The sequence below is a fragment of the Xanthomonas sp. LF06-19 genome, assembly GCF_034105425.1.
Lineage (GTDB): Bacteria > Pseudomonadota > Gammaproteobacteria > Xanthomonadales > Xanthomonadaceae > Xanthomonas_A > Xanthomonas_A sontii.
This window is the reverse complement of the sequence record NZ_JAXGGH010000002.1, coordinates 604,169-628,817: the sequence shown is the minus strand read 5'-3', so window position 1 is coordinate 628,817 and position 24,649 is coordinate 604,169. Positions and strand designations below refer to the sequence as shown.

The window sequence follows — 24,649 nt, the reverse complement described above, 5'->3', positions numbered from 1 at the left end:
CCGGTGAAGCCTCGTGTCCCCAATCTCTGCGGGTCGCTTCGCGCCGTACCCTCACCCCAACCCCTCTCCCGAGGGGAGAGGGGCTTAGGGCGGGCGCTTGCACACGTTGTTGTGAAGGACGCAAGCGAACGCGCCTTCAGGGCGTGCGGGCAGCAGGGAGCTTGCACTGTGGGAGGGACTTCAGTCCCGACGCATTGCGGTGTGCCGAAGCCATTGGCGCCGCGCATTGCCGCGGGAGTTCTACCTGAAAAACGAGAACGGGCCGCGCAAGGCGGCCCGTCTCTGGTTCGACGCTTCTGCTGCTTACGCCGACAGGTGCTCGATCGCCGCGACGCTGCCGAGGCGGTCGCCCAGGCGCTTGAGCAGGGCCAGGCGGTTGCGGCGCAGTGCCGGGTCGTCGGCGTTGACCATCACGCCGTCGAAGAACGCGTCCACCTGCGGGCGCAGCCGCGCCAGGAAGTTCAGCACGGTCACGTAGTCGTGCTGGCGCAGCGCGCCGTCGGTCTCGGCGATCGCCGCTTCCACCGCTTCGGCCAGCGCGCGCTCGGCCGGCTCGCGCAGCAGGCCCGCGTCGACCTGCGCCGGAATCTCGCCCTCGGCCTTGCGCAGGATGTTGCGGATGCGCTTGTTGGCCGCGGCCAGCGCCTCGGCCTCCGGCAACGCGGCGAAGGTGCCGATCGCGTCGATGCGGCGGTCGAAGTCGTACAGGGAGGCCGGCTTCAGTTCCGCCACCGCGTTGAACTGCGTCGCCGGCACGCCCTTGTCGGCGTAGTAGCCCCGCAGGCGGTCGAGGATGAAGTCGAAGACTTCATCGAGTTCGGCAAGCGAGGTACCACCCGCCTGCGGAACAGCGTGAGCGTCCGCGCCCGCGGCTCGCGCCTTCGCTGCGGCACTTTCGGCTTGTTTGGTCTTTTGCTCAGTCTTCTCGAAAGCAACCGCATCCTGTGCTTTATCGAGCAGCTTGCGCAGATCCACATCAAACCCACTCTCAATCACCGTCCGCGCCAACCCCAGCGCATTGCGCCGCAGCGCGAACGGATCCTTGTTGCCCGTGGGCTTCAACCCCGCGGCGAACCCGCCGGCCAGCGTGTCCAGGCGTTCGGCGATCGCCACCACCTTGCCCAGCGGCGACAGCGCGATGTCGTCGCCGGCGAAGCGCGGCTGGTAGGCCTCGTCGATCGCCAGGGCGATCTCGCTGGGCTCGCCCGCGGCGAGCGCGTAGTGGCGGCCGGCGATGCCCTGCAGTTCCGGGAATTCGTTGACCATGCGCGATTGCAGGTCGTTCTTGCTCAGTTCGGCGGCGCGGCGCGCCTGCGCCGGGTCTACGCCGACCTGCGCGGCAATCGCCTCGGCCAGCGCGGCCACGCGCTGCACCTTGTCGGCGATGCTGCCGAGCTTGGCCTGATAGGTGACGCTGGCCAGGCCGGCGCCCATCGCCTCCAGGCCCTGCTTGAGGTCTTCGTCGAAGAAGAACTTGGCATCGGCGAAGCGCGGGCGGATCACCCGCTCGTAGCCCTTGGCCACTTCGGCCACATCGCGCGAGACGATGTTGGCGATGCCGATGAAGTGCTCGGTGAGCTTGCCGCCGTCGTCCAGCACCGGGAAGAACTTCTGGTTGCTCTCCATGGTCTCGATCAGCGCTTCCTGCGGCACCGCCAGGAACGCCGGCTCGAACCTGCACAGCACCGCCGACGGCCATTCGACCAGGTTCACCACCTGCTCCAGGTTGTCCTCGGCGATGCGCGCGCTGCCGCCGGCCTCACGCGCGGCCTGCTCGACCTCGGCGACGATGCGCGCGCGGCGCACGTCCGGGTCCACCAGCACCTGCGCGGCCTGCAGTGCGGCCACGTAGTCGCCCGGCTGCGCCAGCGGCACCGGCGCGTCGTGCAGGAAGCGGTGGCCGCGGCTGTCGCGGCCGGCCTCCACGCCGAACAACGGCATCGGCACCACCTCGCTGCCGAACAGCAGCACCAGCCACTGCACCGGCCGGGCGAAACCGTAGTCGTGGTCGCCCCAGCGCATCGGCTTGGGGATCGGCATCGCCGCGATCGCTTCGCGCAGGATCTCCGGCAGCAGCGTGGCGGTGCGCGCGCCCGGGTTCACCGCACGGTGCACGAAGCGCTCGCCCTTGGCGTCGCTGGTGCGCTCCAGCGCGGTCCAGTCGATCCCGGCCTTGGCGGCGAAACCCTGCAGCGCCTTGGTCGGCTGGCCGTCCGCGTCCAGCGCGATGTTGAGGTAGGGGCCGAGCACTTCCGCGCGCTGCTCCGGCTGCTCGACGGCCACGCCCGGCAGCAGCACCGCCAGCCGGCGCGGCGTGGACAGCGGCTTGGCGTCGCCGCGCTCGACCGCGATGCCGCGCTTCTCCAGCCCGGCGATCACGCCGTCGAACAGCGCCTGGGCCAGGCCCGGCAATGCCTTGACCGGCAGTTCCTCGGTGCCCAGTTCGATCAGCAGGGGAAGGTGTTGGCTCATGTGTCGGACCTTGCTAGCGGTTTTTCCCTTCTCCCTGTGGGAGAAGGTGCCCCGAAGGGGCGGATGAGGGTGCGGGCGCCTGGGGAGTCGGAGCAGCCGGCCGTGCGTGCCGGCGTACCCTCACCCCAACCCCTCTCTCCCGCGGGGACTTCCTTCGGTCGCCGGGGGGGAGAGGGGCTTGCATCACTTCTTGACGCCGGGGAAGCCCAGCTTCTCGCGCTGCGCGTAGTAGGCCTTGGCCACCGCCTGCGCCAGCGCGCGCACGCGCAGGATGTAGCGCTGGCGTTCGGTCACCGAGATCGCGCGGCGTGCGTCGAGCAGGTTGAAGGCGTGGCTGGCCTTGGTCACCTGCTCGTACGCCGGCAGCGGCAGCCCGACCTCGACCAGCGCCTGCGCTTCCTGCTCGCACGCGTCGAAACGGTGGAACAGTTCGGCCACATTGGCGTGCTCGAAGTTGTACGCGCTCTGCTCCACCTCGTTCTGGTGGTAGACGTCGCCGTAGGTGACCGGGCTGCCATCGGGGCCGTAGGTCCACACCAGGTCGTAGACGTTGTCGCAGTTCTGCAGATACATGCACAGCCGCTCGAGACCGTAGGTGATCTCGCCCAGCACCGGCTTGCACTCCAGGCCGCCGGCCTGCTGGAAGTAGGTGAACTGGGTGACTTCCATGCCGTTGAGCCACACCTCCCAGCCCAGGCCCCAGGCGCCGAGCGTCGGCGATTCCCAGTTGTCCTCGACGAAGCGCAGGTCGTGCACCAGCGGATCAATGCCCAGCGCCTTGAGCGAATCCAGGTACAGCTGCTGGATGTTGTCCGGGTTCGGCTTCATCGCCACCTGGTACTGGTAGTAGCGCTGCAGGCGGTTCGGGTTCTCGCCGTAGCGGCCGTCGGTGGGGCGCCGGCTCGGTTGCACGTAGGCCGCGTTCCACGGCTCCGGCCCGAGCGCGCGCAGGAAGGTGGCCGGATGGAAGGTGCCGGCGCCCACTTCCAGGTCCAACGGTTGGATCAGCACGCAGCCGTGCTGCGCCCAGAACTGGTTGAGGGTCTGGATCAGACCCTGGAACGTGATCGGAACGGACCGGGAAACGGACATCTCGCAGGGGGCCGGTTGAGGGGTGCGCTAGTATAGCGACCGACTCGCGGGGACTTCCGCGTACCGGACCTGGACCATGGATTCGCGCCCTGCCGCGCCGCCCGCGTCGTCGCCCGCCGAGCCCACCGTGGCGTTGCCGCCGGGCCGGTTGAGCTTCGAGCGCGTGGCCGCCGCATTGCTCGCCGACGGTCTGGTCGCGTCGGCCGAACGCGGCCGCGTGCAGTTCTCGGCGCAGACCGCACGCACCGTCAGCGACGTGCATCCGCTGGTGCTGCTGTCCAACCTGAAACTGGCCGCCACCCGCCCGCCCGGCAGCGAACTGAGCCTGGAACGGCTGACCGAGTGGCTGGCGCAGCGCTGCGGCCTGCGTTACCTGCGCATCGATCCGACCCGGGTCGACGTGGCCGCGGTCACCGGCGTGGTCTCGCACGCCTATGCGCGCCGCCACCGGATCCTGCCGCTGGCGTTGCAGCCCGAGCGCCTGCTGGTGGCGACCAGCGAACCGCTGGCGCTGGACTGGCTCGGCGACGTGCAGCACCTGGCGCGGCGCCGCATCGAGGTCGTGGTGGTCAACCCGCTGGACCTGCATCGCTACACGATGGAGTTCTTCGGCGTGACCCGCTCGGTGCGTGGCGCCAAGGACGGGCGCACCGAGCAGAGCAGCGGCCTGCCCAGCTTCGAGCAACTGGTGGAACTGGGCCGCGGCGGCGACGTCAACGCCGACGACCATCACATCGTGCACATCGTCGACTGGCTGCTGCAGTACGCCTACGAGCAGCGCGCCAGCGACATCCACCTGGAGCCGCGGCGCGAGGCCGGGCGCATGCGCTTCCGCATCGACGGCGTGCTGCACAAGGTGCTGGAAGTGCCGCCGGCGGTGATGACCGCCATCGTCAGCCGCATCAAGGTGCTCGGGCGCATGGATCTGGCCGAGCGGCGGCGCCCGCAGGATGGGCGCATCAAGACCCGCTCGCCCGGCGGGCGCGAGACCGAGATGCGCCTGTCGACCATGCCCACCGCCTTCGGCGAGAAGTGCGTGATGCGCATCTTCGACCCGGATGCCGCGTTCAAGAGCGTGGACCAGCTCGGTTTCAGCCCGCAGGAAGCGGCCGGCTGGAACGCGCTGGTGGAGCGCCCGCACGGCATCGTGCTGGTCACCGGCCCCACCGGCTCGGGCAAGACCACCACGCTGTACTCCACGCTCAAGCGCCTGGCCACGCCGGACGTGAACGTGTGCAGCGTGGAGGACCCGATCGAAATGATCGCCACCGAGTTCAACCAGATGCAGGTGCAGACCAACATCGACCTGGACTTCGCCAGCGGCGTGCGCACCCTGCTGCGGCAGGACCCGGACATCATCATGATCGGCGAAATCCGCGACCTGGAAACCGCGCAGATGGCGGTGCAGGCCTCGCTGACCGGGCACCTGGTGCTGTCGACCCTGCACACCAACGATGCGCCCTCGGCGATCACCCGCCTGCTCGACCTGGGCGTGCCGCATTACCTGGTCGCCTCCACCCTCAACGGCGTGCTGGCGCAGCGCCTGGTGCGCACCCTGTGCGGCCACTGCAAGCGCCCGCACACGCTGGAAGCACACGAATGGGACGCGCTGCGCGAACCGGGCGAGGCCTTGCCCGAGGCGCTGCAACCCTACGCCCCGGTCGGCTGCCTGGAGTGCCGCCGCACCGGCTACCTGGGCCGCGTGGGCCTGTACGAACTGCTGCCGGTGACCCCGCGCCTGCGCACCCTGATCCGCGCCGACATGGACCTGGCCGGCTTCAGCCGCGCCGCCCAAGACGAGGGTGTGCGCACGCTGCGCCGCGCCGGCCTGGAAAAGGTGGCCGCCGGCCTGACCACCATCGAAGAAGTGCTGTCGGTGCTGCCGCCGCGGGAGTGAAGCGCGGGGCGCTTCCCTGCCTCATGATCGCCAGTTATATGGCTATGCCGCCACCGCCGCGCGGCCTTGAACAATCCACGACGACGGCGTCTAGAATCCCACCATGCCGTTCGCTTCTCCCGTCCGTCGCCGTGCTGCGCCCTTCCTGATCCTCGAAACCGGTGAGCCGGTGGCGACGATGCGCCGCTACGGACGCTTCCCGCACTGGATCCGCGTCGCCGCCGGCCTGGCCGAGCGCGAGACGGTGGTGACGAACGTCGTCGCCGGCGAGGCGTTGCCGGCAAGGGGCGACTTCGCTGGGGTGATCGTCACCGGCTCGGCGGCGTTCGTCACCGACCGGGCCGAGTGGAGCGAACGCTCGGCGGCCTGGTTGCGCGAAGCCGCCGAGGACGGCACGCCGATGCTGGGCATCTGCTACGGGCACCAGCTGCTGGCGCACGCGCTGGGCGGGGAGGTCGCCTACAACCCGGCCGGGCGCGAATCGGGCACGGTGGACATCGAACTGCACCCGCCTGCCGCCGAGGATCCGCTGTTCGCCGGCCTGCCGCCTCGCTTCCCCGCACATGCCACGCATCTGCAGACGGTGCTGCGCGCGCCGTCCGGCGCCACGGTGCTGGCGCACTCGGCGCAGGACCAGTGCCACGCGTTCCGCTGGGGCGAGGCGACCTGGGGCGTGCAGTTCCATCCGGAGTTCGCCACCCACCACATGCGCGGCTACGTGCAGGCGCGTGCCGACTGTCTACGCAGCGCCGGACGCTGCGCCCGTACCATCGCCCGCGAGGTCAGCGCCGCACCGCTGGCACGCAAACTGTTGCGGCGCTTCGTTCAGCACGCACGCGGGCAGCACAGCAGCGGCCAGGCAAAACCGCGATAATCTGTGCAGTCGCCGCCGCTGTACGGCGTCCCCCACTTCGGATTGGCAATGATCGAGATTCGCAAGCTGCCGGCCTCGGCCGGCGCGGAATGGCTGTTGGCCGGCATGTCCCTGCTGCGGCGGGCGCCGTGGGCGTTGGGCCGGCTCGGACTGATCTGGGGCCTGGCGGCGCTGATCGCCCTGTTCCTGGGCGTGCTCAACCCGACCCTGGGCATGCTGGCGCAACTGCTGATGGGGCTGGCCGGGCCATTGCTGTTCGGCGGGCTGGTGTGGGCCGTGCGCGAGGTCGACCAGGGCCGCAGCGCCGAGCCGGCGCACCTGCTGCAGGGCCTGCATGGCGGTCGCACGCCGAACCTGCTGGTGGCGTTGCTGCCGCAGGTGGTGGTCGGGCTGGCGCTGGCGCTGCTGGCGGTGGTGGTGATCGGTCCGGACGGGTGGATGCAGCTGACCACGGTGATGAACAAGCTCAACGAGCTGGGCCAGTCCGGCGCGCAGCCGGATCCGCTGCAGGTGGAGCAACTGGTCGCGACCCTGCCGGCGCTGCGCATCCTGCTGTGGCTGATGCTGGTGGCGGTCGGGTTCGTGGCGGTGGCGCTGACCCTGTTCCTGTTCGCGCCGCAGGTGATGTTCGACGGCCGCAACGGTATCGCCGCCATCGGGCACGGCCTGCGCGCCTGCCTGCACAACCTGCCGGCGATGCTGGTGTTCTTCGTCCTCGCCTTCCTGGCCATGTTCGCGTTCTATTTCGCGCTGACCGTGGTGATGCTGGTGCTGCAGCTCCTCGTCGGCACCGCCGTGGCCGCGCTGGTCGCGCAGTTGCTGCTGATGGCGCTGCTGATGCCGGTCCTGGCCGGGATCGTGTACGCGGCCTGGAAGCAGATGTTCGTGCACGCCGGCGATGCGGCGCCGGCGGTGCCGCCGCCGCCCTCCAACGTCTTTGTGGCGTAGCGCCGGGATTGGGGAATCGGGAGTCGGGAGTCGGGAATCGTAAGAGCCACAGCAACAGCAAAACGGCCCCTCGGGGCCGTTTTGCTGTGTGCGGCAGATTGCCGTCAAGCCGCGTGGTAATGGTGGGTATGCAGCGAACCGCTGTTCCGATTCCCTATTCCCGTGCCTCGATTCCCGGCTTCTTGGTCACCGCCGCTGCGGCGATGATGCCCAGCTCATAGAGCAGGCACATCGGGATCGCCAGCATCAGTTGCGAGACCACGTCCGGCGGGGTCAGCACGGCGGCCAGCACGAAGATGCCGACGACTGCGTAGCCGCGGCCCTCGCGCAGTTGCTGCGGGGTCACCCAGCCGAGCAGGGCCAGGATCACCAGCGCCACCGGCAGTTCGAAGCTGGCGCCGAAGGCGAAGAAGATCGCCAGCACGAAGTCCAGGTACGCGCCGGCATCGGGGGTGAGCTGGATCACGTCCGGTTTGAACGTGGTCAGGAAGTGGAACACCGCCGGCAGGACCAGGAAGTAGGCGAAGCCGCAGCCGAGGTAGAACAGCAGCACTGCCGAGGCCAGCAGCGGCAGCGCCAGGCGCTTCTCGCGCTGGTACAGGCCGGGGGCGACGAAGGCCCAGGCCTGGTACAGCAGCCAGGGGGCGGACACGAACAGGGCCAGGAAGAACGCCAGCTTCAGCGGCGCGATGACCGCGCCGGCCGGGTGCGTGGCAATGACGCTCTGGCCCACCGGCAACTGCGCCAGCATCGGCTCCGCCAGCCAGGAGTACAGGCGCTTGGAGAAGGGCAGCAGCGCCACCACCACCACGCCCAGGCCGATCAGCGCGCGCATCAGCCGCGCGCGCAGTTCGATCAGGTGTTCGATCAGGCTGCTCTCGGCTTCCACGTTCATCGCGGCGCCTCCGGATCAATGGAGGGCGGCTGGCCGGTGTGCGCCGTGGCGGTGGACGCCGGATGCGGTGCGGCGGCACCGCGCGCGGCGGCGGGCACCGTCGCGGCAGAGTGCGTGGGCAGGGGCGTGTCCGTCTCGGGAGCGTGCGCAGTCGGGGCGTCGATTGCGGCGGCTGTCGCTGGCGGCACGGTAGACGGCGCGCTGTCGGCAGGCGGCACCGGCGGGTTCGGATCGATCTCGCGGCGCAGCGCCTCGGTCTGCCGCTGCAGCTCCTCGCTGCCATCGCGAAACTGGGTCTCGGCCTGGCGCAGCGAGCTCTGCACGTCGTGCAGGCTGCGCTTGAGTTCCTCGGCTTCCAGTTCGCGTTCCAGTTCCTGCTTCACCGAGTCCCACTGCGCGCGGGCGCGGCGCACCCACAATCCGGCGAAGCGCGCCGCCTTGGGCAGGCGCTCGGGACCGAGCACCACCAGGGCCACCACCGCGATCACCAGCAGTTCGCTGAATCCGATATCGAACACGCCGGCGGGGTCCCGTCAGTGCGCGTCGCGGTCGCGCTCGGCCTGGGTCTGGCGGGACGGCTCGCTGCTGCTGCGCGTCTCGTCGCCGAGCTGGCCGGCGGGCTTGTCGTCGTCGCGCATGCCTTTCTTGAATTCCTTGACCGCGTTGCCCAGATCCTTGGCGCCGCTCGTCAGCCGCTTGGTGCCGAACACCAGCAGCACGATCACCAGCACCACCAGCCAGTGCCAGATGCTAAGACTGCCCATGATCCGCTCGCAGAAAAGTCGTAAGGAACCCGCAGGATAACGCACCGCGCCGCGCCGCGTTACCTCTCCCGGCCGTGCAGGCAGGCCTGCACGGCGCGATGGACAGGTGGCGTTGGGAACCGCGCTCAGCGATCGCCGTCGAGCTTCTCGGTGCGGATCTCGCCGTCGGACACCGGCTGGAAGCCCTGCTGCGCCGGTTGCGCCTGGCCCTGCAGGGGGACGGTGCTGGCAGCGGCGTCGGGCGCGGCGGTCGGTTCGGGCGTGGCCTGCGGCGCCGGCATGGCCGCCGGTGCCGGAGCGGCGCCCGGGCTGCCGTTGCTGTCGGTGCCTCGGCTCTGCCGCGCGGCGTAGGTGGCTTCCTCGAGCTTGTCGCGGAAGGCGACGATGTCGTTGGACGGCCGGTTGGTGGTGCGGCCTTCGAAGATCATCCGCGGGGTGGTGTTGCTGCCGTAGGCGTTGAGGTCGGCGGCATCGTCGATCTGGAGCGCGGCGCCATCCAGGGCGACGCCGGCGAACAGGCCACGGGCGCGCGACCACGACCAGATCTCGGCCTTGAGCTGGCCGTCGGTGGCCGCGGCGGCGTTGCGCCCGACCGGGCCGGCGGCGACGCCGGCATCGGCGCCGAGGGTGAACTTGCCGTTGACGATGTTGTCCAGGCTGCGGTCGTTGCGGAACACCAGCACCACGTCGGAGGACTGCACGCCGACCTGGAAGCCGATGCTGCCGCCGGTGAGCTTGACGAACACCGGGTTGGACCAGGTGCCGTCGGGGCGCTTGACCGACATCAGGCCGTGGCCGCGACGCCCGCCGATCACCAGGCCGGCCTTGAGCGTATCCGGGATCACCACGATGGCGCGGCCCTCGTCGAGCAGCTTGTCGGGGATGGCCTGCTCGGGAATCTTCTGGATGTCGGTCAGCACGCGCAGCGCGTTGCGGGCGCGCTCGTCCTCTTCCGGTCCGGCCACGGCGTGGCCGACGAACAACAGGGTGCTCAACAACAGGGCGAGGCGCGGCAGGAGGGGCATGGCGGGCTCCGAAGTAGGTCCGCAGCAAGATACTGCAAGTACTTGAACTTAGTCACAGGGCAATGAATCGGCAATGAGTGGTGCCGGCACCGCATGCAGGCGCCGTCGATCGCCGCGATCGAGCGTATCGACACGCCGCAACGCGCGCGCTCTGCCACAATGTGCGCATGTCCGACGCACCCGAGACCGCCATCCTGGTGGTGAATCTAGGCACGCCCGAGGCGCCGACCGCGCCTGCGGTCGCCCGTTATCTGGCCGAGTTCCTTGGCGACAAGCGCGTGGTCGCGATCCCGCGGCTGTTCTGGTGGCCGCTGCTGCACTGGGTGATCCTGCCGCGGCGCTCGCCCAAGTCGGCCGAGAAGTATGCGCAGGTCTGGCTGGCCGACGGCTCGCCGCTGGCGGTGTATACCCGCCGCCTGGCCGAAGGCATGCAGCGCGAACTGCCCGGGCACCGCGTGGCCTGGGCGATGCGCTACGGCGCGCCGGCGCTGGCGCCGGCCCTGGACGCGCTGCGCGATGCCGGCGTGCGCCGGATCGTGGTGCTGCCGCTGTACCCGCAGTATTCGACCACCACCACCGCCTCGATCGAGGACGTGGTGCAGGCCTGGCAGGCGCGCCATCCGCAGCTGCCGGTGCACCTGATCGAGGACTACCCGACCGACCCGGCCTGGGTCGCCGCGGTCGCCGACAGCGTGCGCGCGCACTGGGCGCAGCACGGCCGCGGCGAGCGCCTGTTCTTCTCCTTCCACGGCCTGCCGCAGCGCGTGGCCAACAACGGCGACCCCTACCCGCAGCGCTGCGAAGCCAGTGCGCAGGCAATCGCCGATGCGCTGGGCCTGGAGGCCGGGCAGTGGGAGCTCGGCTACCAGTCGCGCTTCGGCGCCGAGCGCTGGCTGCGCCCGTACGCCGAGCCGCGGCTGTGGGAGCTTGCCGGGCAGGGGGTCAAGCAGGTGGACGTACTCTGTCCCGGCTTCGCCACCGACTGCCTGGAAACCCTGGAAGAAGTGGCGATGGGCTTCGTCGAGACCTGCGCCGAACGCGGCATGCAGGTGCGCTACATCCCCTGTCTCAACGACGCCCCGGCGCACGCGCGTGCCCTGGCGCAGCTGGCGGCCCGCGCGGCATGAGTTTGCGTGCTTTTGCCTGCCCGTCGCGGGTGGGCGCGCTGGCCGGACTGCGCAGCGGCGACCCGGAGGGGCCCAAGGCGCTGGCCTTGCACGGCTGGCTCGACAACGCCGCCAGCTTCGTGCCGCTGAGCCGGCATCTGCCGCAGCTGGACCTGGTGATGCTGGACCTGCCCGGCCATGGCCACAGCAGCGACCTGCCCGATGGTGCCGAGTACCTGCTGGCCAGCGCCTTGCACCCGGTGCTGGACGCGGCCGATGCGCTGGGCTGGGAGCGCTTCGTGCTGATCGGCCACTCGATGGGCGCGGCCATCGCCAGCCTGCTGGCCGCCGCGGCGCCGCAACGCATCGAGAAGTTCGTGGCGATCGAGATGCTGGGCGGCCTGGCCGAGAGCGAGGCGGGCGCGGTGGAACGGCTGCGCAACAGCGTCGCCAGTACCCGCCGTGCCACCGCCACGCCGTTGCGCGTCTTTCCCGATCTGGCCGCGCCGGTGCGGGCGCGGATGCTGGCCAACCAGCTCAGCGAGCCGGCCGCGCGGCTGCTGGTGGAACGCGGCGTGCGCGCGGTGGACGGCGGCTACGTGTGGCGCAGCGACCGCCGGCTGACCCTGCCCACCGCGATCCGCCCGACCGAGCCGCAGATGCAGGCGCTGCTGGCCGGCATCGAGTGCCCGACCGCGGTGGTGTTCGCCGATCCGGCGCAGGACATCCTGCCCGAGTCGCTGCGCCTGACGCGCGCGGCGTGCCTGCGCGACGGCCGCGTGCACACGCTGCCCGGCACCCACCATCTGCACATGGAACAACCGGCGGCGGTGGCCGCGTTGCTGCACGGCTTCCTCTGACGCAGACGCGGCGCTGACCGCGTCGCCATGCGTCTGCGCCGCCGCGACCATCGCATCCGGGCATCGCGCACGCACACTGCGACGCAGTGGGCGCCGGTGCTGCGCAGGCCGCCGCAATTGTTCCTTTCGCGGCGTCACAGTTCGACATGTTGTCGCCGTGCCGTCGCGGTTCGGAAAACTTCGGCGCACAGCGTAGCGCGCACCTTTCGCCCTGACGCCGCGCTTCCATGATCCGCCTCCTTCGCCGCTACCGGGTCGGCCCACGCCTGACCTTCGCCTTCGCTGCCCTGCTGTTGATCTGCGGCGCCCTGATCGTGGCCAGCCTCGCGTCGATGGCGCTGGCGCGCCAGCAGCTCGACGACATCGCCCTGGACAAGATGGAGAAGATCCGCCTGTCCAACGCCATGGTCGCGGCGCAGGCGCGGCTGGAGATCGGCCTGCTCAACGACGTCATCCTGACCAACCCCGACGAGAAGCAGGCGGTGGTGCGCGCGATCGGCCAGGCCCAGCGCGACTACGCGCAGGCACGGCGCAAGCTGTTCGCGCTGCGCCTGGACCCGGCCGACCGCACCGGCGCGCAGCTGCGCGCGGCGATCGACAAGGCCTATGTGCAGGTGCAGCCGTTCCAGTCGCAGGTGCTGGCGATGGCCGCCGACAACCAGAACCTGGATGCGCAGACCTTGCACCTGTACACCTTGCAGCCGCTGCTGGCGCAGTGGCAGCAGGCGATCCAGCGCAACGCCGCGCACCTGCGCACGCTCAGCGACGGCTCCTATGCGCAGGCGGTGACCACCATGGCCCGCGCGCGCTGGTTGCTGCTGCTCGGCGGCGGCCTGCTGCTGGCGGTCAGTGCGTGGCTGGGCTGGTGCATCACCCAGAGCCTGGTGCGGCCGCTGCGCGAAGGCACCCGCGTGGCCGCGGCGATCGCCGCCGGCCAACTCGACGCGGTGTTGCCGGCACAGGGCAACGACGAGGCCGCCGAGCTGCTGCGCAGCATGCAGACCATGCAGACCCAACTGCGCGCGGTGCTGGCCGAGCAGCGGCGGATGGCGCAACGACATGCGGACGGCGCCATCGCCTGCCGCGGCGATGCGGCCGCCTTCCCGGGCGACTACGGTCAATTGCTGCGTGACGCCAATGCGCTGGTCGACCTGCACGTGGGCACCGCGCAGTCGATGGTGGCGCTGATGCGGCGCTACGCCATCGGCGATCTCAGCGAGGACATGCCGCGCCTGCCCGGCGAGCAGGCCGCGATCTCCGAGGCGATGGATGCGATCAAGGCCAACCTTGGTACGCTCAGCCGCGACATCTGGCATCTGGCCGAGGCCGCCGCGGCCGGCGACTTCAGCGCGCGTGCCGATCTCGGCGCGCACCAGCACGATTTCCGCATCATGCTCGAGAGTCTCAACCAGCTGATGGCGACGGTGGACGGCAACCTGGGCGAGTTGTCCGGGCTGTTGCGCGCCATCGCCAGCGGCGACCTCGGCGTGCGCATGCACGGCGATTTCCATGGCGTGTTCGCTGACATGCGCGACGACGCCAACGCCAGTGCAGACCAGCTCGCGGCGATCGTGGCCGGCATCCAGCATGCGGCCGCGGCGATCGATGCCGAGGCCGGCGCCATCGCCGGCGGCCACCAGGACCTGTCGCAGCGCAGCGCCGAACAGGCCGGCACGCTGGAGCGCACCGCCCGTGCGGCGGCGCGCCTGACCGACACCGTGCGCCAGAACGCCACCCATGCGCACCATGCCAACCAGCTGGCCGACGCCGCGGCGACCGTGGCCGGCCAGGGCGGTGCTTCGATCGATGCGGCGGTCGGTGCGATGCAGGGCGTGGAAGCGGCCTCGCGCAAGATCGGCGAGATCATCGCGGTGATCGACGGCATCGCCTTCCAGACCAATATCCTGGCGCTCAATGCCGCGGTGGAGGCCGCGCGTGCCGGCGAGCAGGGCCGCGGCTTCGCGGTGGTCGCCAGCGAGGTGCGTGCGCTGGCGCAGCGCTCGGCCGATGCGGCCAAGGAGATCAAGCGCCTGATCGAGGCCTCGGTGGACCAGGTCGCGGTGGCCTCGGCGCAGGTGCACGACGCCGGCCGCACCATGGGGCGCGTGCTGGCCTCGGTGGACGAGGTCAATGCCCTCATGGCGGGCATTGCGGCGGCCTCGCAGGAGCAGGCCGCCGGCATCGACGAAGTCGGACAGGCGATGGCGCAGATGGACCGCAGCACCCAGCAGAACCTGGCGTTGGTGGAGCAGGCCACGGCCGCATCGCGCGCCTTGGAGCAGCAGGCCGGCAGTCTGAGCGAGGCGGTGGCGGTGTTCCGGCTGGCCGATGCGGCACCGTCGGTCCCGCCGGCGGAGCAGGCGTTGCCGGTGCTGGCGATCCAGCCTGCGCCAGCCGGCTTCGACTATGCGCGCAGCGCCTGATGCGGAAGCGTTCGCAGGAGCGGGGCGCCGCGGGCAGTGCGGTTGACGACCGCTACGGCGTCCATCGCCAGGCCGAACGCACCCACGTCGGGGACACGCGGACAGGTCTGTAGGTGTGTTCCCTACACACCCATCGTGAAGCTTGTGTGTAAAAGAATTTTCGCTTAAGTTGCGCCCGCGCCTGCCGTCAACAGGCGTAGACGCGATACGTCCTGTGTACGCGGCTCGATCCCGGCGTCCTGACATGCCGGCGTAGTGCCGCACGGACCGTACCGCCTCGCTGGCGCCGGAGGTCGCGCCTGATTCGCGGTAGGCGGGAGGAGAGGGGGCCTGCCGGGCGCTGCATGGAGTTCTGCTTCCGCAGCGCTGGGCCAACACACCGCGATGCGACCGCATCGGCGCGCCCACCCACCTGCTCATTCCCCTTGTTCGCATCCCTGTTTGCGCCATGTCGTGCCGCAGCGCAGCATGCGTGCCCGATTCGCCGCCCGACCGCAGCCTCGCCGCGGCCGTCGATCGCGCCGCGATGTTCGGTGTTCAGCCGCGGTCCGGGCGCACCCGCCGCAGCGTCTTCGAGCGCTTCGACGAACGCGCTCTCGCCCAAGCCGATCTGTCGGATGCAGCCTGTCCTTCAGGAGCGGCTTCCGCCGCGATGCGCTTTGCCGAGAACGCGCATCGCGGCGAAAGCTGCTTCTACGGAGCGTTTCCCACCGTTCGTGGATGGACCCTTCAGTCGCGATCCGGCCGCAGCAGCCAGCGCAGATGCGCCTTGAGCTGGCGGCCATGCTGGTGGAACCAGGTGCGCTCGGCGCGCCAGTCGGGGAAGCGCGCTTCCACTTCGTGCCAGAACGCCGGCGAATGATTGGCCTGGATCAGGTGGCAGAGCTCGTGCACCAGCACGTACTCGAACGCCGAGGGGCGTCCCAGCACCAGCGCCAGATCCAGCGCCATGCTGCCGTCGGGCGCCAGCGAGCCCCACTGCGAGGACATGACCTTGTAGCGCACCGCACGCGGCGCGCGCGGCAGCGACGGCAGGTACTGCGGCAGCCAGCGGCCGACGTCGGCGCGGGCCTGGGCTTCGTAGAAATCGCGCAGCGCGCGGCGCAGTGCCGCGTCGCCGCCGCGTGGCGGCAGGTGCAGGTGCGCCACGCCGTCGGCGACCTCGATGCGCGCGTAGCGGGCGTCGTGCCAGGCCACCGGCAGCGACTGCCCGCGCAGCGGCAGTTCGCCGGCCTCGCCCGGGCGCAGCGGCGTCAGCGTCTCGGCGGCGACATAGCGCGAGAGTTGCTGCGCCAGCCACTGGCGGTTCTCCAGCAGGAAGCGCTCGCCGGCGATCAGGCTGGCCCGCAGGGGCAGGGTCAGGCGTGCGCCGCGTTCGTCCACGCTGAGCTTGATGCGCCGCGCGCGCGGGTCGCGCACGCGCAGCACCTCGACCTCGCGCTCGTCCAGGCGGAAGCGGACGAGGTCGCGTTCGACGGCCGCCGGGGGCGGCGCGATCAGGCGACGGAGCAGATCGGGCATGGGCACAGCATACCGCCGGCACGGGTGCGCACGGTGACAGCCGCGTGCACCCGCTTGCGCCGCAGCATCAGTCGGCCTTGCTCAGCTTCAGCGCCTCTTCCAGCAACAGGAACAGGCGCCGCACTTCGGCGCTCATCAGCGCGAAGCGCGCGTCCAGTTCGGCGCGCACGCCGTCCTGGTCGGCATGCTCGAGCTGGTCCAGCGCACCGTCGAGGAACTTCAGCTTGCGGATCACCAGATCGTCGCCGAGCACGAAGGACACGTGGTCGTCGAGCACCAGCGCCAGCTTGGTGACCTGCTTGCCGGCTTCCAGGTGCTTGTCGATCTCGTCGCAGCGCAGCTCCTGGTGCTGGCACTTGACCACCGCGCCGCCTTCGATCGGATCCTTCATCTCGCATTCTTCGCCCAGGCTCAGGCCTTCGGGCAGCGGCTCGCCGGCGATCCAGCCGGTGAGGATCGAGCGCGGCGCCACTTCGGCGTTGAGCGGCAGCGCCGGGAAGCTGCCGAGCAGGCCGCGGATCTCCGACATCACGTTCTCGCCGGTCTTGCGGCTGGAGGTGTCCACGGCGACGTAGCCGTGCTGCAGGTCGAGCATGGCGTCGGTGCGCGAGGATTTGACGAAGGCACGCGGCAGCAGCTCGTGGATCAGGTCGTCCTTGAGCCGCTTGCGCGCGCGGCCGCCGGGGCGCCGGCCTTCCTTCTCCTCGATCTCGGCGACCTTGCGCGCGAGCAGGTCGTTGACCACCGAGCCGGGCAGGATCTTGTCCTCGCCACCGACGGTCAGCCACAGGAAATCGGCGATGCGGTGCGACAGCGCTTCCTGCTCGTCGCGGCCGAAGGGGGAGATGAAGCCGCGCGAACTCATTTCCAGCGGGCCGACCGACTTGAGCTGGGCCTCCGGCAGGAGCGTTTCGACCTCGGAGAAATCGAGCGTGGTGGGGAAGCGGAACAGGGTCAGATTGCGAAAGAACATCGAGCATCCAGCGGAAGGAAACGGAACGGTCCGGCGGCGTGCGCCGGGGAGCGGTGGCCATTGTCGCATCGCGCCCGCCCCGGCACCGCATCGGGCGGTTCAGCGAGATGGATCAGCCCGGCGGGTCGTCCGCCCAGGCGCCGGCCGTGGCCGCGCCGCCGAGCGCGGCGAAGTCGAACAGCGCGCGGTCGGCCAGCTGCGCCGGATGCACGTTGCCCAGCGCGCGGGCGATCTGCTCCACCCGCCCCGGATGCTCCCGGTCCCACTGCTGCAGCAATTGGCCGACCTGGCGGCGCTGCAGCGTCTCCTGGCTGCCGCACAGCGTGCAAGGGATCAGCGGGAAGGCCTGTGCCTGCGCGTAGGCGGCGATATCGTCCTCGCGCACGTAGGCCAGCGGCCGGATCACCACGTGGCGGCCATCGTCGCTGCGCAGCACCGGCGCCATCGCCGCCAGCTTGGCGTGGAAGAACAGGTTCATGAAGAACGTGGCGACGATGTCGTCGCGGTGGTGGCCCAGCGCGATCTTGGTGATGCCGTTCTCCGCCGCGTAGCGGTACAGCGCGCCGCGGCGCAGCCGCGAGCACAGCGAACACAGCGTTTTGCCTTCCGGCACCACCCGGGTGACCACCGAATAGGTGTCCTGTTCGATCACATGCCAGGGCACGCCGCGCTGGCGCAGGTAGCTCGGCAGCACGTCGGCGGGAAAGCCCGGCTGCTTCTGGTCCAGGTTCACCGCCACCAGCTCGAACGGTACCGGCGCCTTGCGCTGCAACTGCAGCAGGATGTCCAGCAGGGTGTAGCTGTCCTTGCCGCCGGACAGGCACACCATGACCTTGTCGCCGGCGCCGATCATGCCGAAATCGGCGATGGCCTGGCCGACCTGCCGGCACAGGCGCTTGCCCAGCGCCGCGGCGTTGCGGGCGGCAGGCGGTGCGGGATCGGCGAGCGGGTGCAGCGGCGGCAGGGGCAGGGGCGAGGTCATCGGCGGTAGTGTAGTCGGCAGCTCGGACCGCCGTGATTGTGAAGCTGACGTTGAGGCTGAGCTTTATCGGCCCTGTTGCCTGCGAGGATCGGGACAAGCGCCACGCCCCGTCTACCGATCCTCCTCGGCCATGCCGCCAGGAGACCAAGGCCGTACACTCGCCGCTGGTCACGGACGCAGCGGTCGCCCCATGTTCAAGAACCTCATTCCCAAGATCTTCTACGCGCGCATGCAGGACGGGCTGGACTTCTTCGTCGGCGGCCTGGGATTCCAGGTGCTGTACCAGGACGCCACGATGGCGGTGATCGCGCGCGACGGCGCCAAGGCCTACCTGGTGGAAAACGCCGAGTGGGCGGCGAAGGACCGGCCGGAACTGGGCATCGAAACCGACAGCATCGACACGATCTATGCCGAGTTGTCCGCACGTGCGCCGCAGTGGCTGCATCCGAATTGCCGTACCGTCGCGCTCAAGCCCTGGGGCGCACGCGAGTTCGCGATGCTGGACCCGACCACGGTCTGTGTGGTGTTTCGCGAGTGGCCGGCGCAGGAGTGAGGGCGCGCAGGCGGATGCCATGTGCGTCCGGTCCGTTCATCGTATCGGCGCATGGTAGACCTCGGACAGGGAGGCCTTGTACTCGGCGATCGGCGGCAGGCCCATCGTCGCGCGGCGCGCATCCAGGTCGTCGATGTCCTGGGTCCTGTCCAGGACCATCGTGCCGTCCGGCTCGGTTTTGAACTGCGTACCGTAAAGCTGCGGCTTGCCCTGGTGCAGCAGCACGCGATCCTGCAGCATCGCCACGTCGGAAGGATCCGCCTCCTTCTGCGCCAGGGCGGACTGCATCAACGCGAGGACCTGCTCCTGGAAGGCGGGGTCCAGGGTTGCGTGCTGGGCGATCAGGAACGCGGCCTTGGCCCCGTCTTCGCCCACCGATGTGCGCGTAGGCCATCCCTTCTTCGCCACCATTGCCTTCAGCCAGGCGGTGTTGTCCTGATCCACCGCCACCGTCTGTTGCCATGATGCGGGGGTGTTTCCCTCGTCGATGGCCTTCTGTCGGACGACCTGATCCTTCTCCACACGCGCCAGTAATGCCTGCCGCAGTGGCTGGTCGAGGCGCGCCTGGCGTGCGGCATCGAGCGTCTCGGCACGGGCGAGTAGCGCTGGCCACGCCTGCGAGGCGCGCAGCCGGTTCAGGCCGGGTCGATCCTTGTGCATCAGTTCCGGCACATCGATGCGGCCTTGCGCCAACCGCGCGTCGAGTACCGCCACGGCCGCATCTGTTCTCCCGGCAGCGGCCAGGCATTCGACGTAGAACAGATCCGCTCCGCTCGGTAGGCCGGCCGGCGCTGCGTCGATGCGCGCCAAGGTATCGGCACAAGTGCCGTAGTCCTTCGCATCGTAGGCCGCAAGCGCATCGTCCAACCGCGCAGGCTCCGAAGCGGAGACAGGCGCCGCGCTCGCGGCCAGCAATGCGACAAACAGCGCGTATCCCTGGTGCATAAACGATCCACTCTGGCGGGGCCGCGCGGCGCGTAGCCTGGGCGGACAGTAGCGCAGTCCGGTGTCATCGGCAGCACGCGGTCACGACTGCGCCTGGGCCGCGGCGGGAGTGTCCCGTCGGGGAGCTGGCGGGGCACACTATGCACACGCCGGTTGCGGGCCCCGGCCGCGCCGGTCCGTCCCACATCGCCGCAGGATCGCGCATGCACAAGAAACAGGATCTGCCGGAAAAGCCCTGCCTGCATTGCGGCCGGCCGTTCCGCTGGCGCAAGAAATGGGAGAAGGTCTGGGACGAGGTGAAGTATTGTTCCGACCGCTGTCGTGGCGAGCGCAAGCGCGTGCGCGCGCCGGAGGCGCCGTGAGCTGCCGGGCCGTGCGCTGGCCCACCGCATGCCAGCAGGCGTGCCGCGCTGCATGAGTCCGCTGCCATCCACCGCCCACACCCTGCGCCTGGTCCTGGGCGACCAGCTCGATCCCGAACACGCCTGGTTCGACGTGCGCGATCCCGGCGTGGTGTATGTGTTGATGGAAGTGCGGCAGGAGACCGACTACGTCCTGCACCATGCGCAGAAGATCCTGGCGGTGTTCGCCGCGATGCGCGACTTCGCCCGGCACCTGCGCAGCGCCGGCCACCGCGTGCGCTATGTGGCGATCGACGATGCCAGCAATCGCCAGTCCATCCCCGCCAATCTCGAGGCGCTGATGGCGCACTACGGTGCGCAGCGCCTGCAGTACCAGGATCCGGACGAATGGCGTCTGGACCAGCAGCTGCGCCAGTGGAGCGCGGCGCAGGCCTTCGTCGTCGAGGCGGTGGACAGCACGCACTTCTACACGCGCCGCGGCGAGCTGGCGGACTTTTTCCGCGGGCGTGGGCAGTGGCTGATGGAGCACTTCTACCGGCACATGCGCAAGCGCCACCGGATTCTGCTGGCGGATGACGGCACGCCTGAGGGCGGGCAGTGGAACTACGACCACGACAATCGCCAGCCCTGGCATGGCGAGCCGCCGCCACCGCCCGATGCGCGCCCGACCCACGATCACCGCGCGCTGTGGGCCAGCATCCAGGCCGCCGGCGTGGACAGTTTCGGTCAGCCGCAGGCGGAGGCGGTGCGCTGGCCATTGAACCGGGCCGAGGCGCTGGCCTGCCTCGATCGGTTCATCGTCGACGCCCTGCCGCATTTCGGCCGCTACGAGGATGCGATGAGCACGCGCAGTCCGCGCCTGTTCCATTCGCAGCTTTCCTTCGCCCTCAACACCAAGATGCTGCGGCCGCAGGACGTGGTGCAGCGCGCGCTGGCGGCCTATGGTGCCGGCGCCGCGCCGCTGGCGGCGGTGGAAGGTTTCGTGCGGCAGATCCTCGGCTGGCGCGAGTACGTGCGCGGCATCTACTGGGCGCACATGCCGGACTATGAAGCGCGCAACGCGCTCGGCCACGACACGCCGCTGCCGGCCTGGTTCTGGACCGGCGAGACGCACATGCGCTGCCTGCAGCACGCCATCGGCCAATCGCTGCAGGATGCGTACGCGCACCATATCCAGCGGCTGATGGTGATCGGCAACTTCGCCCTGCTGGCCGGACTGGATCCGGCGGCGGTGCATCGCTGGTACCTGGGCGTCTACATCGACGCGTTCGAATGGGTCGAACTGCCCAACACCGTCGGCATGAGCCAGTTCGCCGACGGCGGCCTGCTCGCGACCAAGCCCTACGTCAGCAGCGCGGCCTACATCGACCGCATGAGCGACTACTGCCAGGGCTGCCGTTACGACCGCAAGCAGAAGACCGGCGCGCGTGCGTGTCCCTACAACGCGCTGTACTGGGACTTCTTCGCACGGCACCAGGACACGCTGGGGCGCAATCGTCGCCTGGACATGGTCTACCGCCAGTTGGGCAAGCTGCCGGCCACGCAACTGCAGGCCTTGCGCGCACAGGCGCAGCAGTTGCGCGAAGGTCTGGACGCGCTGTAGCGCGGGCCAGGCGACTCGTGCGCATCCGCAGCGGCCGGATGCGATGCGGGAACGTGCCCTGCGACGCACCCAAAGCGTGCCGCGCGCCGCGTATCGGCACACTGTCGCATCGGCGGACCGTGCAATCGCGCGATGTGCTACCTGCGTTCTGGCCGATCGACACGCGCTTGAGCACCCTATGCCGCCGGTCGGTTCAGGCCGCCGGTTGCACTCGAGGTGTCAGCGACGTGGATGACAGTTGGATGACTGTCGCGCGTCGTGTTGTTCCCCCGCAACCCTATCGAGCATGATCATGACCACGACGCTATACCTCACCACCAGCGCACGCGCGCTGGGTGTCCTCGCTCTCATGACCGCCGCCACGGCGATCGCCGCCGTCCCCGCGGCGCCGCAATGCAGCGTGCCGCAGGCCTGGGCGCTGCCGACCGCGACCACCGTGGTCGGCACCGGCACGCAGGCCAGTTGCACCGCCAGCGCGCTGGCCACCGCCGCGGCGCAGGGCGGCTACATCACCTTCAACTGCGGCACCAAGCCGACCAGCATCGCCGTCACGCGTTCGATCACCATCGCGGCGACGACGCCCACGGTGATCGACGGCCAGGGCAAGATCACCCTGGACGGCCGCCAGTCCGCCCGGATCCTGCTGGTCAATGCCGGCAGCGCGCTATCGGTGCGCAACCTGAAACTGCAGAACGGCAGCTCCGTGCAGCCGGCATCGAACCAGGCCTACGACCCGGGCACCTGGGGCGGCGGCGCAATCAAGGTCGGCTACCGCGGCAAGCTGGAAGTCATCAACAGCCAGTTCCTGGCCAACCGCAGCAGCATCGGCGGCGGCGCCATCTTCGCCGGCAGCGACGCCGAGGTGACCATCGTCCGCAGCGGCTTCTACAAGAACAGCTCCTGGCTCGGCGGCGCGCTGTACACCCAGCTCAGTCGGCTGACCATCGTCGGCTCGGAATTCGCCAACAACCAGGCGATCAATGCGCCGCAGGGCTTCCCCGATGCCGGCAACTTCGGCGGTGGCGGGGCGATCGACACCGACGGCGCATCGCTGGCCGGCTATCTCAAGGGTGGCGTCGGCAGCGGCGGCACGCTGGCGGTATGCGGCACCGTGGTCCGCAACAACGTCGCCGCCAACGGCTCCGGCGGTGCCACGTTGTGGGCGTACGCGCCGGACACCATCGACGTGAAGTACTCCACCTTCGCCAACAACGTCGCCACCGGCGGCCCCGGCGGCGGCGCGCGCATCAGCATGGGCTTCACCGACACCTCGCATGCCGGCACCGCCATCACCACGCCGGGCACCATCAACGTCGCCGAGACCAGCTTCCTGTCCAACAAGGCCGAACAGGGCAACGCCGGCGCGCTGTACCTGGATTGCTACGGCGCCTGCGACGTCAGCAACAGCACCTTCTACGGCAACTATGCGAAAGGCGTGGGCGCGGCCATCCAGCATGTCGGCTGGCAGCCGGCCAACGGCGACCAAGGCAGCCCCAGCGTGCGCTTCAACAACGTCACCTTCGCCGAGAACACGCCGTGGGTGACCCTGTTCGGCGACAGGTTCGACCTCCGCAACAGCATCCTGTATTCCAAGACCGAGCGCGTGTTCTGCAATAACCAGAGCAACACCGGCAACAACCTGATCGAATACTCGGCAAAGGGCGCGGTGTGGCCGAATGCCTGCCTGGCCGCGGGCACCGTGAAAGCGGCCGATCCGCTGCTGTCGGCCCCGGCCAGCAACGGCGGACCGACGCTCACCCAGTTGCCCGCGGCCAACAGCCCGGCGTTGAATGCCGGCAGCAACTGCGCCGCCATCGACCAGCGCGGCAATCCCCGCAATACCGCCGTGTGCGATCTCGGCGCGGTGGAGGTCAAGTAGGTCGATCGGCCTTCGTTCGCTGCACGAAAGCGTGCGGTCGCGCCGGCCTGGCCGGTGCGGCCACGCGTATTGATCCGATCGTCAGCAACGCCGCGGGATGGCCCTGCTACAGTGCGCGCGGCATGCGCCGAAGACCGCAGGAGCGACCATGAACGAATCCGACGCCTACGTGTACGACGAGATCCGCAAATGGGTCTGGTCCGGGTTCTACTCCCAGGACGAGATCCAGGAGATGCTCGAGGACATCCTCGAAGACGACTGCGACGAGGCCATGTTGCGCGCCTCGGTCGCCAGCCAGTGGCAGGCCAAGCAGCAGGCGGAACAGACCTGGCCGGCGCAGACCGATTGCGACCGGCTCGAGGCGCTGTTCGAGCGGCTGCACGACGCCGGCATCTGCGCGCTGGCCAATGCCGGCTACACCATGTCCGACGGTCACGTCGAAGTGAACCAGGCGGTGGCCGACACGCCGGACCGGCGCTACCACGGCTACTGCTTCTATCACGGCCAGGACATGGAGCGCGCGATCGACGGCGGCGGGCTGATGCTGGCATTCGGCGATCTGGAGGGGCGCGAAGAGGCAGACCTGGTGGTCGGCCAGCAGGTCGCCGCGGCGTTGCGTGCGGCGGGCTTCACCGTGGACTGGGACGGCACGCCGCGCAAGCGTATCGATCTGCCCGGCTTCGTCTGGCAGCGTCGCGCCGACTGGGAGTGACGTTCCAGCGCGGCGTGGGCAGCGGCAGGCTGCGAGACGCCGATGCCCTGGCTACAATCGCGTGCTCATGTCTGACCGCGCCACGATGCGTGGAAGACGTTTGACGGAGAGGCGTTTCATGGAGCGGATGCTGTATCGCAATCGCCGCGGGTCGCGGCACGTCGCCGGCAGGCGCCTGGCGCCGCGCGCGGCCCTGCTGCTGGCCACCGCGCTGCTGGCCGCCTGTGCCGGTGCGCATTCCTCTTCCCCCTCGATCACCCCTGCACACACGGAGCGGACCATGTCGGAGATGACGCCAGAGCACCTGGCACAAGGCGTAGTACGGTTGATCCTGGCGATCGGCGGCAGGCAGGATCTGGTCGCCGCGCAGGTCGCGGCGCAGACCGGGCTGCAGGTCGAGGATGAGGGCGGGCATGCGTTCAGCGCGTCCGGCACGCTCGCCGGCGGTGGCGGCTACACGCTGGAATCGGTCGCCGATGCCGACGATGCCCCGCCGTCGCGGCTGGACCTGCGCTTCACCCCCGCGCCGGGCGCGGCGCCGGCGCGGTGCACGCAATCGTTGGACGCGTATCGCCAGGCACTGGTCGCGGCCGGCTTCGTGCCGCGCTGGATTGCGCCGCCGCGCCAGGGCAGCGCCGGCCGCTGGCATTTCGAACGCGGCGCGGTCGCCGTGTACGCCTTCGTCGGCAAGGACGCTGGCGAACACGACGCGCAGGCGTGCGTGGAGATGCTGCAGATCCTGGTCGACGCGTAAGGAGAGCGG

Annotated in this window: 22 protein-coding genes; 12 read left to right on the top strand and 10 right to left on the bottom strand. The window is 69.8% G+C overall.

The genetic code is table 11. The features are described from left to right. Nucleotides 1-303: 303 nt before the first annotated feature. Complete coding sequence (gene glyS / locus SLW55_RS06650) at nucleotides 304-2,472, bottom strand: glycine--tRNA ligase subunit beta (RefSeq protein WP_320744858.1); 2,169 nt, start codon at nucleotides 2,470-2,472, stop codon at nucleotides 304-306. Nucleotides 2,473-2,655: 183 nt separating this feature from the next. Continuing rightward, the gene (gene glyQ, locus SLW55_RS06645) at nucleotides 2,656-3,564 is read right to left on the bottom strand and encodes a glycine--tRNA ligase subunit alpha (RefSeq protein ID WP_160947476.1); all 909 of its coding nucleotides are present in this window, start codon (nucleotides 3,562-3,564) and stop codon (nucleotides 2,656-2,658) included. Nucleotides 3,565-3,640: 76 nt separating this feature from the next. Between glyQ and SLW55_RS06640 the strand changes: the two genes are divergently transcribed. From SLW55_RS06640 to SLW55_RS06630, 3 genes are all read left to right on the top strand, one after another. Then, nucleotides 3,641-5,461, top strand: coding sequence for a GspE/PulE family protein (locus tag SLW55_RS06640; RefSeq protein WP_284468029.1), 1,821 nt, complete (start codon nucleotides 3,641-3,643; stop codon nucleotides 5,459-5,461). Nucleotides 5,462-5,564: 103 nt separating this feature from the next. Continuing rightward, the gene (locus tag SLW55_RS06635; RefSeq protein WP_320744857.1) at nucleotides 5,565-6,335 is read left to right on the top strand and encodes a glutamine amidotransferase; all 771 of its coding nucleotides are present in this window, start codon (nucleotides 5,565-5,567) and stop codon (nucleotides 6,333-6,335) included. Between the two features lie 48 nt (nucleotides 6,336-6,383). After that, a complete protein-coding gene (locus tag SLW55_RS06630) occupies nucleotides 6,384-7,283 on the top strand; it encodes a BPSS1780 family membrane protein (protein ID WP_017907962.1) in 900 nt (299 codons plus the stop codon). A gap of 154 nt (nucleotides 7,284-7,437) precedes the next feature. On the opposite strand, the gene tatC is transcribed toward SLW55_RS06630, so the two are convergent. From tatC to SLW55_RS06610, 4 genes are all read right to left on the bottom strand, one after another. Further along, nucleotides 7,438-8,178 (bottom strand): twin-arginine translocase subunit TatC, encoded by a 741-nt coding sequence (gene tatC / locus SLW55_RS06625; RefSeq protein WP_017907961.1) that lies wholly within the window; start codon nucleotides 8,176-8,178, stop codon nucleotides 7,438-7,440. Beyond that, a complete protein-coding gene (tatB, locus tag SLW55_RS06620; RefSeq protein ID WP_017907960.1) occupies nucleotides 8,175-8,696 on the bottom strand; it encodes a Sec-independent protein translocase protein TatB in 522 nt (173 codons plus the stop codon). The genes tatC and tatB overlap by 4 nt, the downstream gene beginning before the upstream one ends. A 15-nt stretch (nucleotides 8,697-8,711) precedes the next feature. Continuing rightward, nucleotides 8,712-8,942, bottom strand: coding sequence for a Sec-independent protein translocase subunit TatA (gene tatA, locus SLW55_RS06615; protein ID WP_010340619.1), 231 nt, complete (start codon nucleotides 8,940-8,942; stop codon nucleotides 8,712-8,714). Nucleotides 8,943-9,067: 125 nt separating this feature from the next. Continuing rightward, a complete protein-coding gene (locus tag SLW55_RS06610; RefSeq protein ID WP_148828608.1) occupies nucleotides 9,068-9,967 on the bottom strand; it encodes a YSC84-related protein in 900 nt (299 codons plus the stop codon). 167 nt (nucleotides 9,968-10,134) lie between these two features. On the opposite strand from SLW55_RS06610, the gene hemH reads away from it, so the two are divergent. The 3 genes from hemH to SLW55_RS06595 all read left to right on the top strand — a co-directional run bounded on the left by hemH (nucleotide 10,135) and on the right by SLW55_RS06595 (nucleotide 14,356). Beyond that, nucleotides 10,135-11,094, top strand: coding sequence for a ferrochelatase (gene hemH / locus SLW55_RS06605; RefSeq protein WP_320744856.1), 960 nt, complete (start codon nucleotides 10,135-10,137; stop codon nucleotides 11,092-11,094). Then, nucleotides 11,091-11,933, top strand: a complete 843-nt coding sequence (locus SLW55_RS06600) for an alpha/beta hydrolase (protein WP_320744855.1) — start codon at nucleotides 11,091-11,093, stop codon at nucleotides 11,931-11,933. Before hemH ends, SLW55_RS06600 begins: the two co-directional genes overlap by 4 nt. 227 nt (nucleotides 11,934-12,160) lie before the next feature. Further along, a complete protein-coding gene (locus tag SLW55_RS06595; RefSeq protein ID WP_017912116.1) occupies nucleotides 12,161-14,356 on the top strand; it encodes a methyl-accepting chemotaxis protein in 2,196 nt (731 codons plus the stop codon). 729 nt (nucleotides 14,357-15,085) lie between these two features. Here SLW55_RS06595 and SLW55_RS06590 read toward each other — a convergent pair. The 3 genes from SLW55_RS06590 to ttcA all read right to left on the bottom strand — a co-directional run bounded on the left by SLW55_RS06590 (nucleotide 15,086) and on the right by ttcA (nucleotide 17,832). Further along, nucleotides 15,086-15,877 carry a SprT family zinc-dependent metalloprotease gene (locus SLW55_RS06590; RefSeq protein WP_148828610.1) on the bottom strand — a complete coding sequence of 264 codons (792 nt, stop codon included), beginning with the start codon at nucleotides 15,875-15,877 and terminating at the stop codon, nucleotides 15,086-15,088. Between the two features lie 67 nt (nucleotides 15,878-15,944). Beyond that, nucleotides 15,945-16,850, bottom strand: a complete 906-nt coding sequence (locus SLW55_RS06585; protein ID WP_017916664.1) for a recombination-associated protein RdgC — start codon at nucleotides 16,848-16,850, stop codon at nucleotides 15,945-15,947. Between the two features lie 112 nt (nucleotides 16,851-16,962). After that, a complete protein-coding gene (gene ttcA / locus SLW55_RS06580; protein WP_320744854.1) occupies nucleotides 16,963-17,832 on the bottom strand; it encodes a tRNA 2-thiocytidine(32) synthetase TtcA in 870 nt (289 codons plus the stop codon). Nucleotides 17,833-18,022: 190 nt separating this feature from the next. Between ttcA and SLW55_RS06575 the strand changes: the two genes are divergently transcribed. Continuing rightward, nucleotides 18,023-18,385: a hypothetical protein gene (locus SLW55_RS06575; protein ID WP_017907949.1), complete on the top strand. Its 363-nt coding sequence runs from the start codon at nucleotides 18,023-18,025 to the stop codon at nucleotides 18,383-18,385. 36 nt (nucleotides 18,386-18,421) lie between these two features. On the opposite strand, the gene SLW55_RS06570 is transcribed toward SLW55_RS06575, so the two are convergent. Further along, a complete protein-coding gene (locus tag SLW55_RS06570; protein WP_320744853.1) occupies nucleotides 18,422-19,330 on the bottom strand; it encodes a DUF6624 domain-containing protein in 909 nt (302 codons plus the stop codon). 203 nt (nucleotides 19,331-19,533) lie between these two features. On the opposite strand from SLW55_RS06570, the gene SLW55_RS06565 reads away from it, so the two are divergent. The 5 genes from SLW55_RS06565 (at nucleotide 19,534) to SLW55_RS06545 (ending at nucleotide 24,640) form a co-directional block, all read left to right on the top strand. Next, nucleotides 19,534-19,692, top strand: a complete 159-nt coding sequence (locus SLW55_RS06565) for a DUF2256 domain-containing protein (RefSeq protein WP_150409989.1) — start codon at nucleotides 19,534-19,536, stop codon at nucleotides 19,690-19,692. Between the two features lie 52 nt (nucleotides 19,693-19,744). Further along, complete coding sequence (locus tag SLW55_RS06560; RefSeq protein WP_320744852.1) at nucleotides 19,745-21,295, top strand: cryptochrome/photolyase family protein; 1,551 nt, start codon at nucleotides 19,745-19,747, stop codon at nucleotides 21,293-21,295. A gap of 292 nt (nucleotides 21,296-21,587) precedes the next feature. Next, the gene (locus tag SLW55_RS06555; RefSeq protein WP_320744851.1) at nucleotides 21,588-23,174 is read left to right on the top strand and encodes a choice-of-anchor Q domain-containing protein; all 1,587 of its coding nucleotides are present in this window, start codon (nucleotides 21,588-21,590) and stop codon (nucleotides 23,172-23,174) included. A gap of 148 nt (nucleotides 23,175-23,322) precedes the next feature. Then, complete coding sequence (locus SLW55_RS06550) at nucleotides 23,323-23,886, top strand: hypothetical protein (RefSeq protein WP_320744850.1); 564 nt, start codon at nucleotides 23,323-23,325, stop codon at nucleotides 23,884-23,886. A 118-nt stretch (nucleotides 23,887-24,004) separates the two neighbouring features. Further along, nucleotides 24,005-24,640, top strand: a complete 636-nt coding sequence (locus tag SLW55_RS06545; protein WP_320744849.1) for a hypothetical protein — start codon at nucleotides 24,005-24,007, stop codon at nucleotides 24,638-24,640. Nucleotides 24,641-24,649 lie beyond the last annotated feature (9 nt).

Excerpts from the sequence above, each read along its gene's own strand:
- glyS (WP_320744858.1), bottom strand. The coding sequence starts at position 2,472 with ATGAGCCAACACCTTCCCCTGCTGATCGAACTGGGCACCGAGGAACTG.
- glyQ (WP_160947476.1), bottom strand. The coding sequence starts at position 3,564 with ATGTCCGTTTCCCGGTCCGTTCCGATCACGTTCCAGGGTCTGATCCAG.
- SLW55_RS06640 (WP_284468029.1), top strand. The coding sequence starts at position 3,641 with ATGGATTCGCGCCCTGCCGCGCCGCCCGCGTCGTCGCCCGCCGAGCCC.
- SLW55_RS06635 (WP_320744857.1), top strand. The coding sequence starts at position 5,565 with ATGCCGTTCGCTTCTCCCGTCCGTCGCCGTGCTGCGCCCTTCCTGATC.
- SLW55_RS06630 (WP_017907962.1), top strand. The coding sequence starts at position 6,384 with ATGATCGAGATTCGCAAGCTGCCGGCCTCGGCCGGCGCGGAATGGCTG.
- tatC (WP_017907961.1), bottom strand. The coding sequence starts at position 8,178 with ATGAACGTGGAAGCCGAGAGCAGCCTGATCGAACACCTGATCGAACTG.
- tatA (WP_010340619.1), bottom strand. The coding sequence starts at position 8,942 with ATGGGCAGTCTTAGCATCTGGCACTGGCTGGTGGTGCTGGTGATCGTG.
- SLW55_RS06610 (WP_148828608.1), bottom strand. The coding sequence starts at position 9,967 with ATGCCCCTCCTGCCGCGCCTCGCCCTGTTGTTGAGCACCCTGTTGTTC.
- hemH (WP_320744856.1), top strand. The coding sequence starts at position 10,135 with ATGTCCGACGCACCCGAGACCGCCATCCTGGTGGTGAATCTAGGCACG.
- SLW55_RS06600 (WP_320744855.1), top strand. The coding sequence starts at position 11,091 with ATGAGTTTGCGTGCTTTTGCCTGCCCGTCGCGGGTGGGCGCGCTGGCC.
- SLW55_RS06595 (WP_017912116.1), top strand. The coding sequence starts at position 12,161 with ATGATCCGCCTCCTTCGCCGCTACCGGGTCGGCCCACGCCTGACCTTC.
- SLW55_RS06590 (WP_148828610.1), bottom strand. The coding sequence starts at position 15,877 with ATGCCCGATCTGCTCCGTCGCCTGATCGCGCCGCCCCCGGCGGCCGTC.
- SLW55_RS06585 (WP_017916664.1), bottom strand. The coding sequence starts at position 16,850 with ATGTTCTTTCGCAATCTGACCCTGTTCCGCTTCCCCACCACGCTCGAT.
- ttcA (WP_320744854.1), bottom strand. The coding sequence starts at position 17,832 with ATGACCTCGCCCCTGCCCCTGCCGCCGCTGCACCCGCTCGCCGATCCC.
- SLW55_RS06575 (WP_017907949.1), top strand. The coding sequence starts at position 18,023 with ATGTTCAAGAACCTCATTCCCAAGATCTTCTACGCGCGCATGCAGGAC.
- SLW55_RS06570 (WP_320744853.1), bottom strand. The coding sequence starts at position 19,330 with ATGCACCAGGGATACGCGCTGTTTGTCGCATTGCTGGCCGCGAGCGCG.
- SLW55_RS06565 (WP_150409989.1), top strand. The coding sequence starts at position 19,534 with ATGCACAAGAAACAGGATCTGCCGGAAAAGCCCTGCCTGCATTGCGGC.
- SLW55_RS06560 (WP_320744852.1), top strand. The coding sequence starts at position 19,745 with ATGAGTCCGCTGCCATCCACCGCCCACACCCTGCGCCTGGTCCTGGGC.
- SLW55_RS06555 (WP_320744851.1), top strand. The coding sequence starts at position 21,588 with ATGACCACGACGCTATACCTCACCACCAGCGCACGCGCGCTGGGTGTC.
- SLW55_RS06550 (WP_320744850.1), top strand. The coding sequence starts at position 23,323 with ATGAACGAATCCGACGCCTACGTGTACGACGAGATCCGCAAATGGGTC.
- SLW55_RS06545 (WP_320744849.1), top strand. The coding sequence starts at position 24,005 with ATGGAGCGGATGCTGTATCGCAATCGCCGCGGGTCGCGGCACGTCGCC.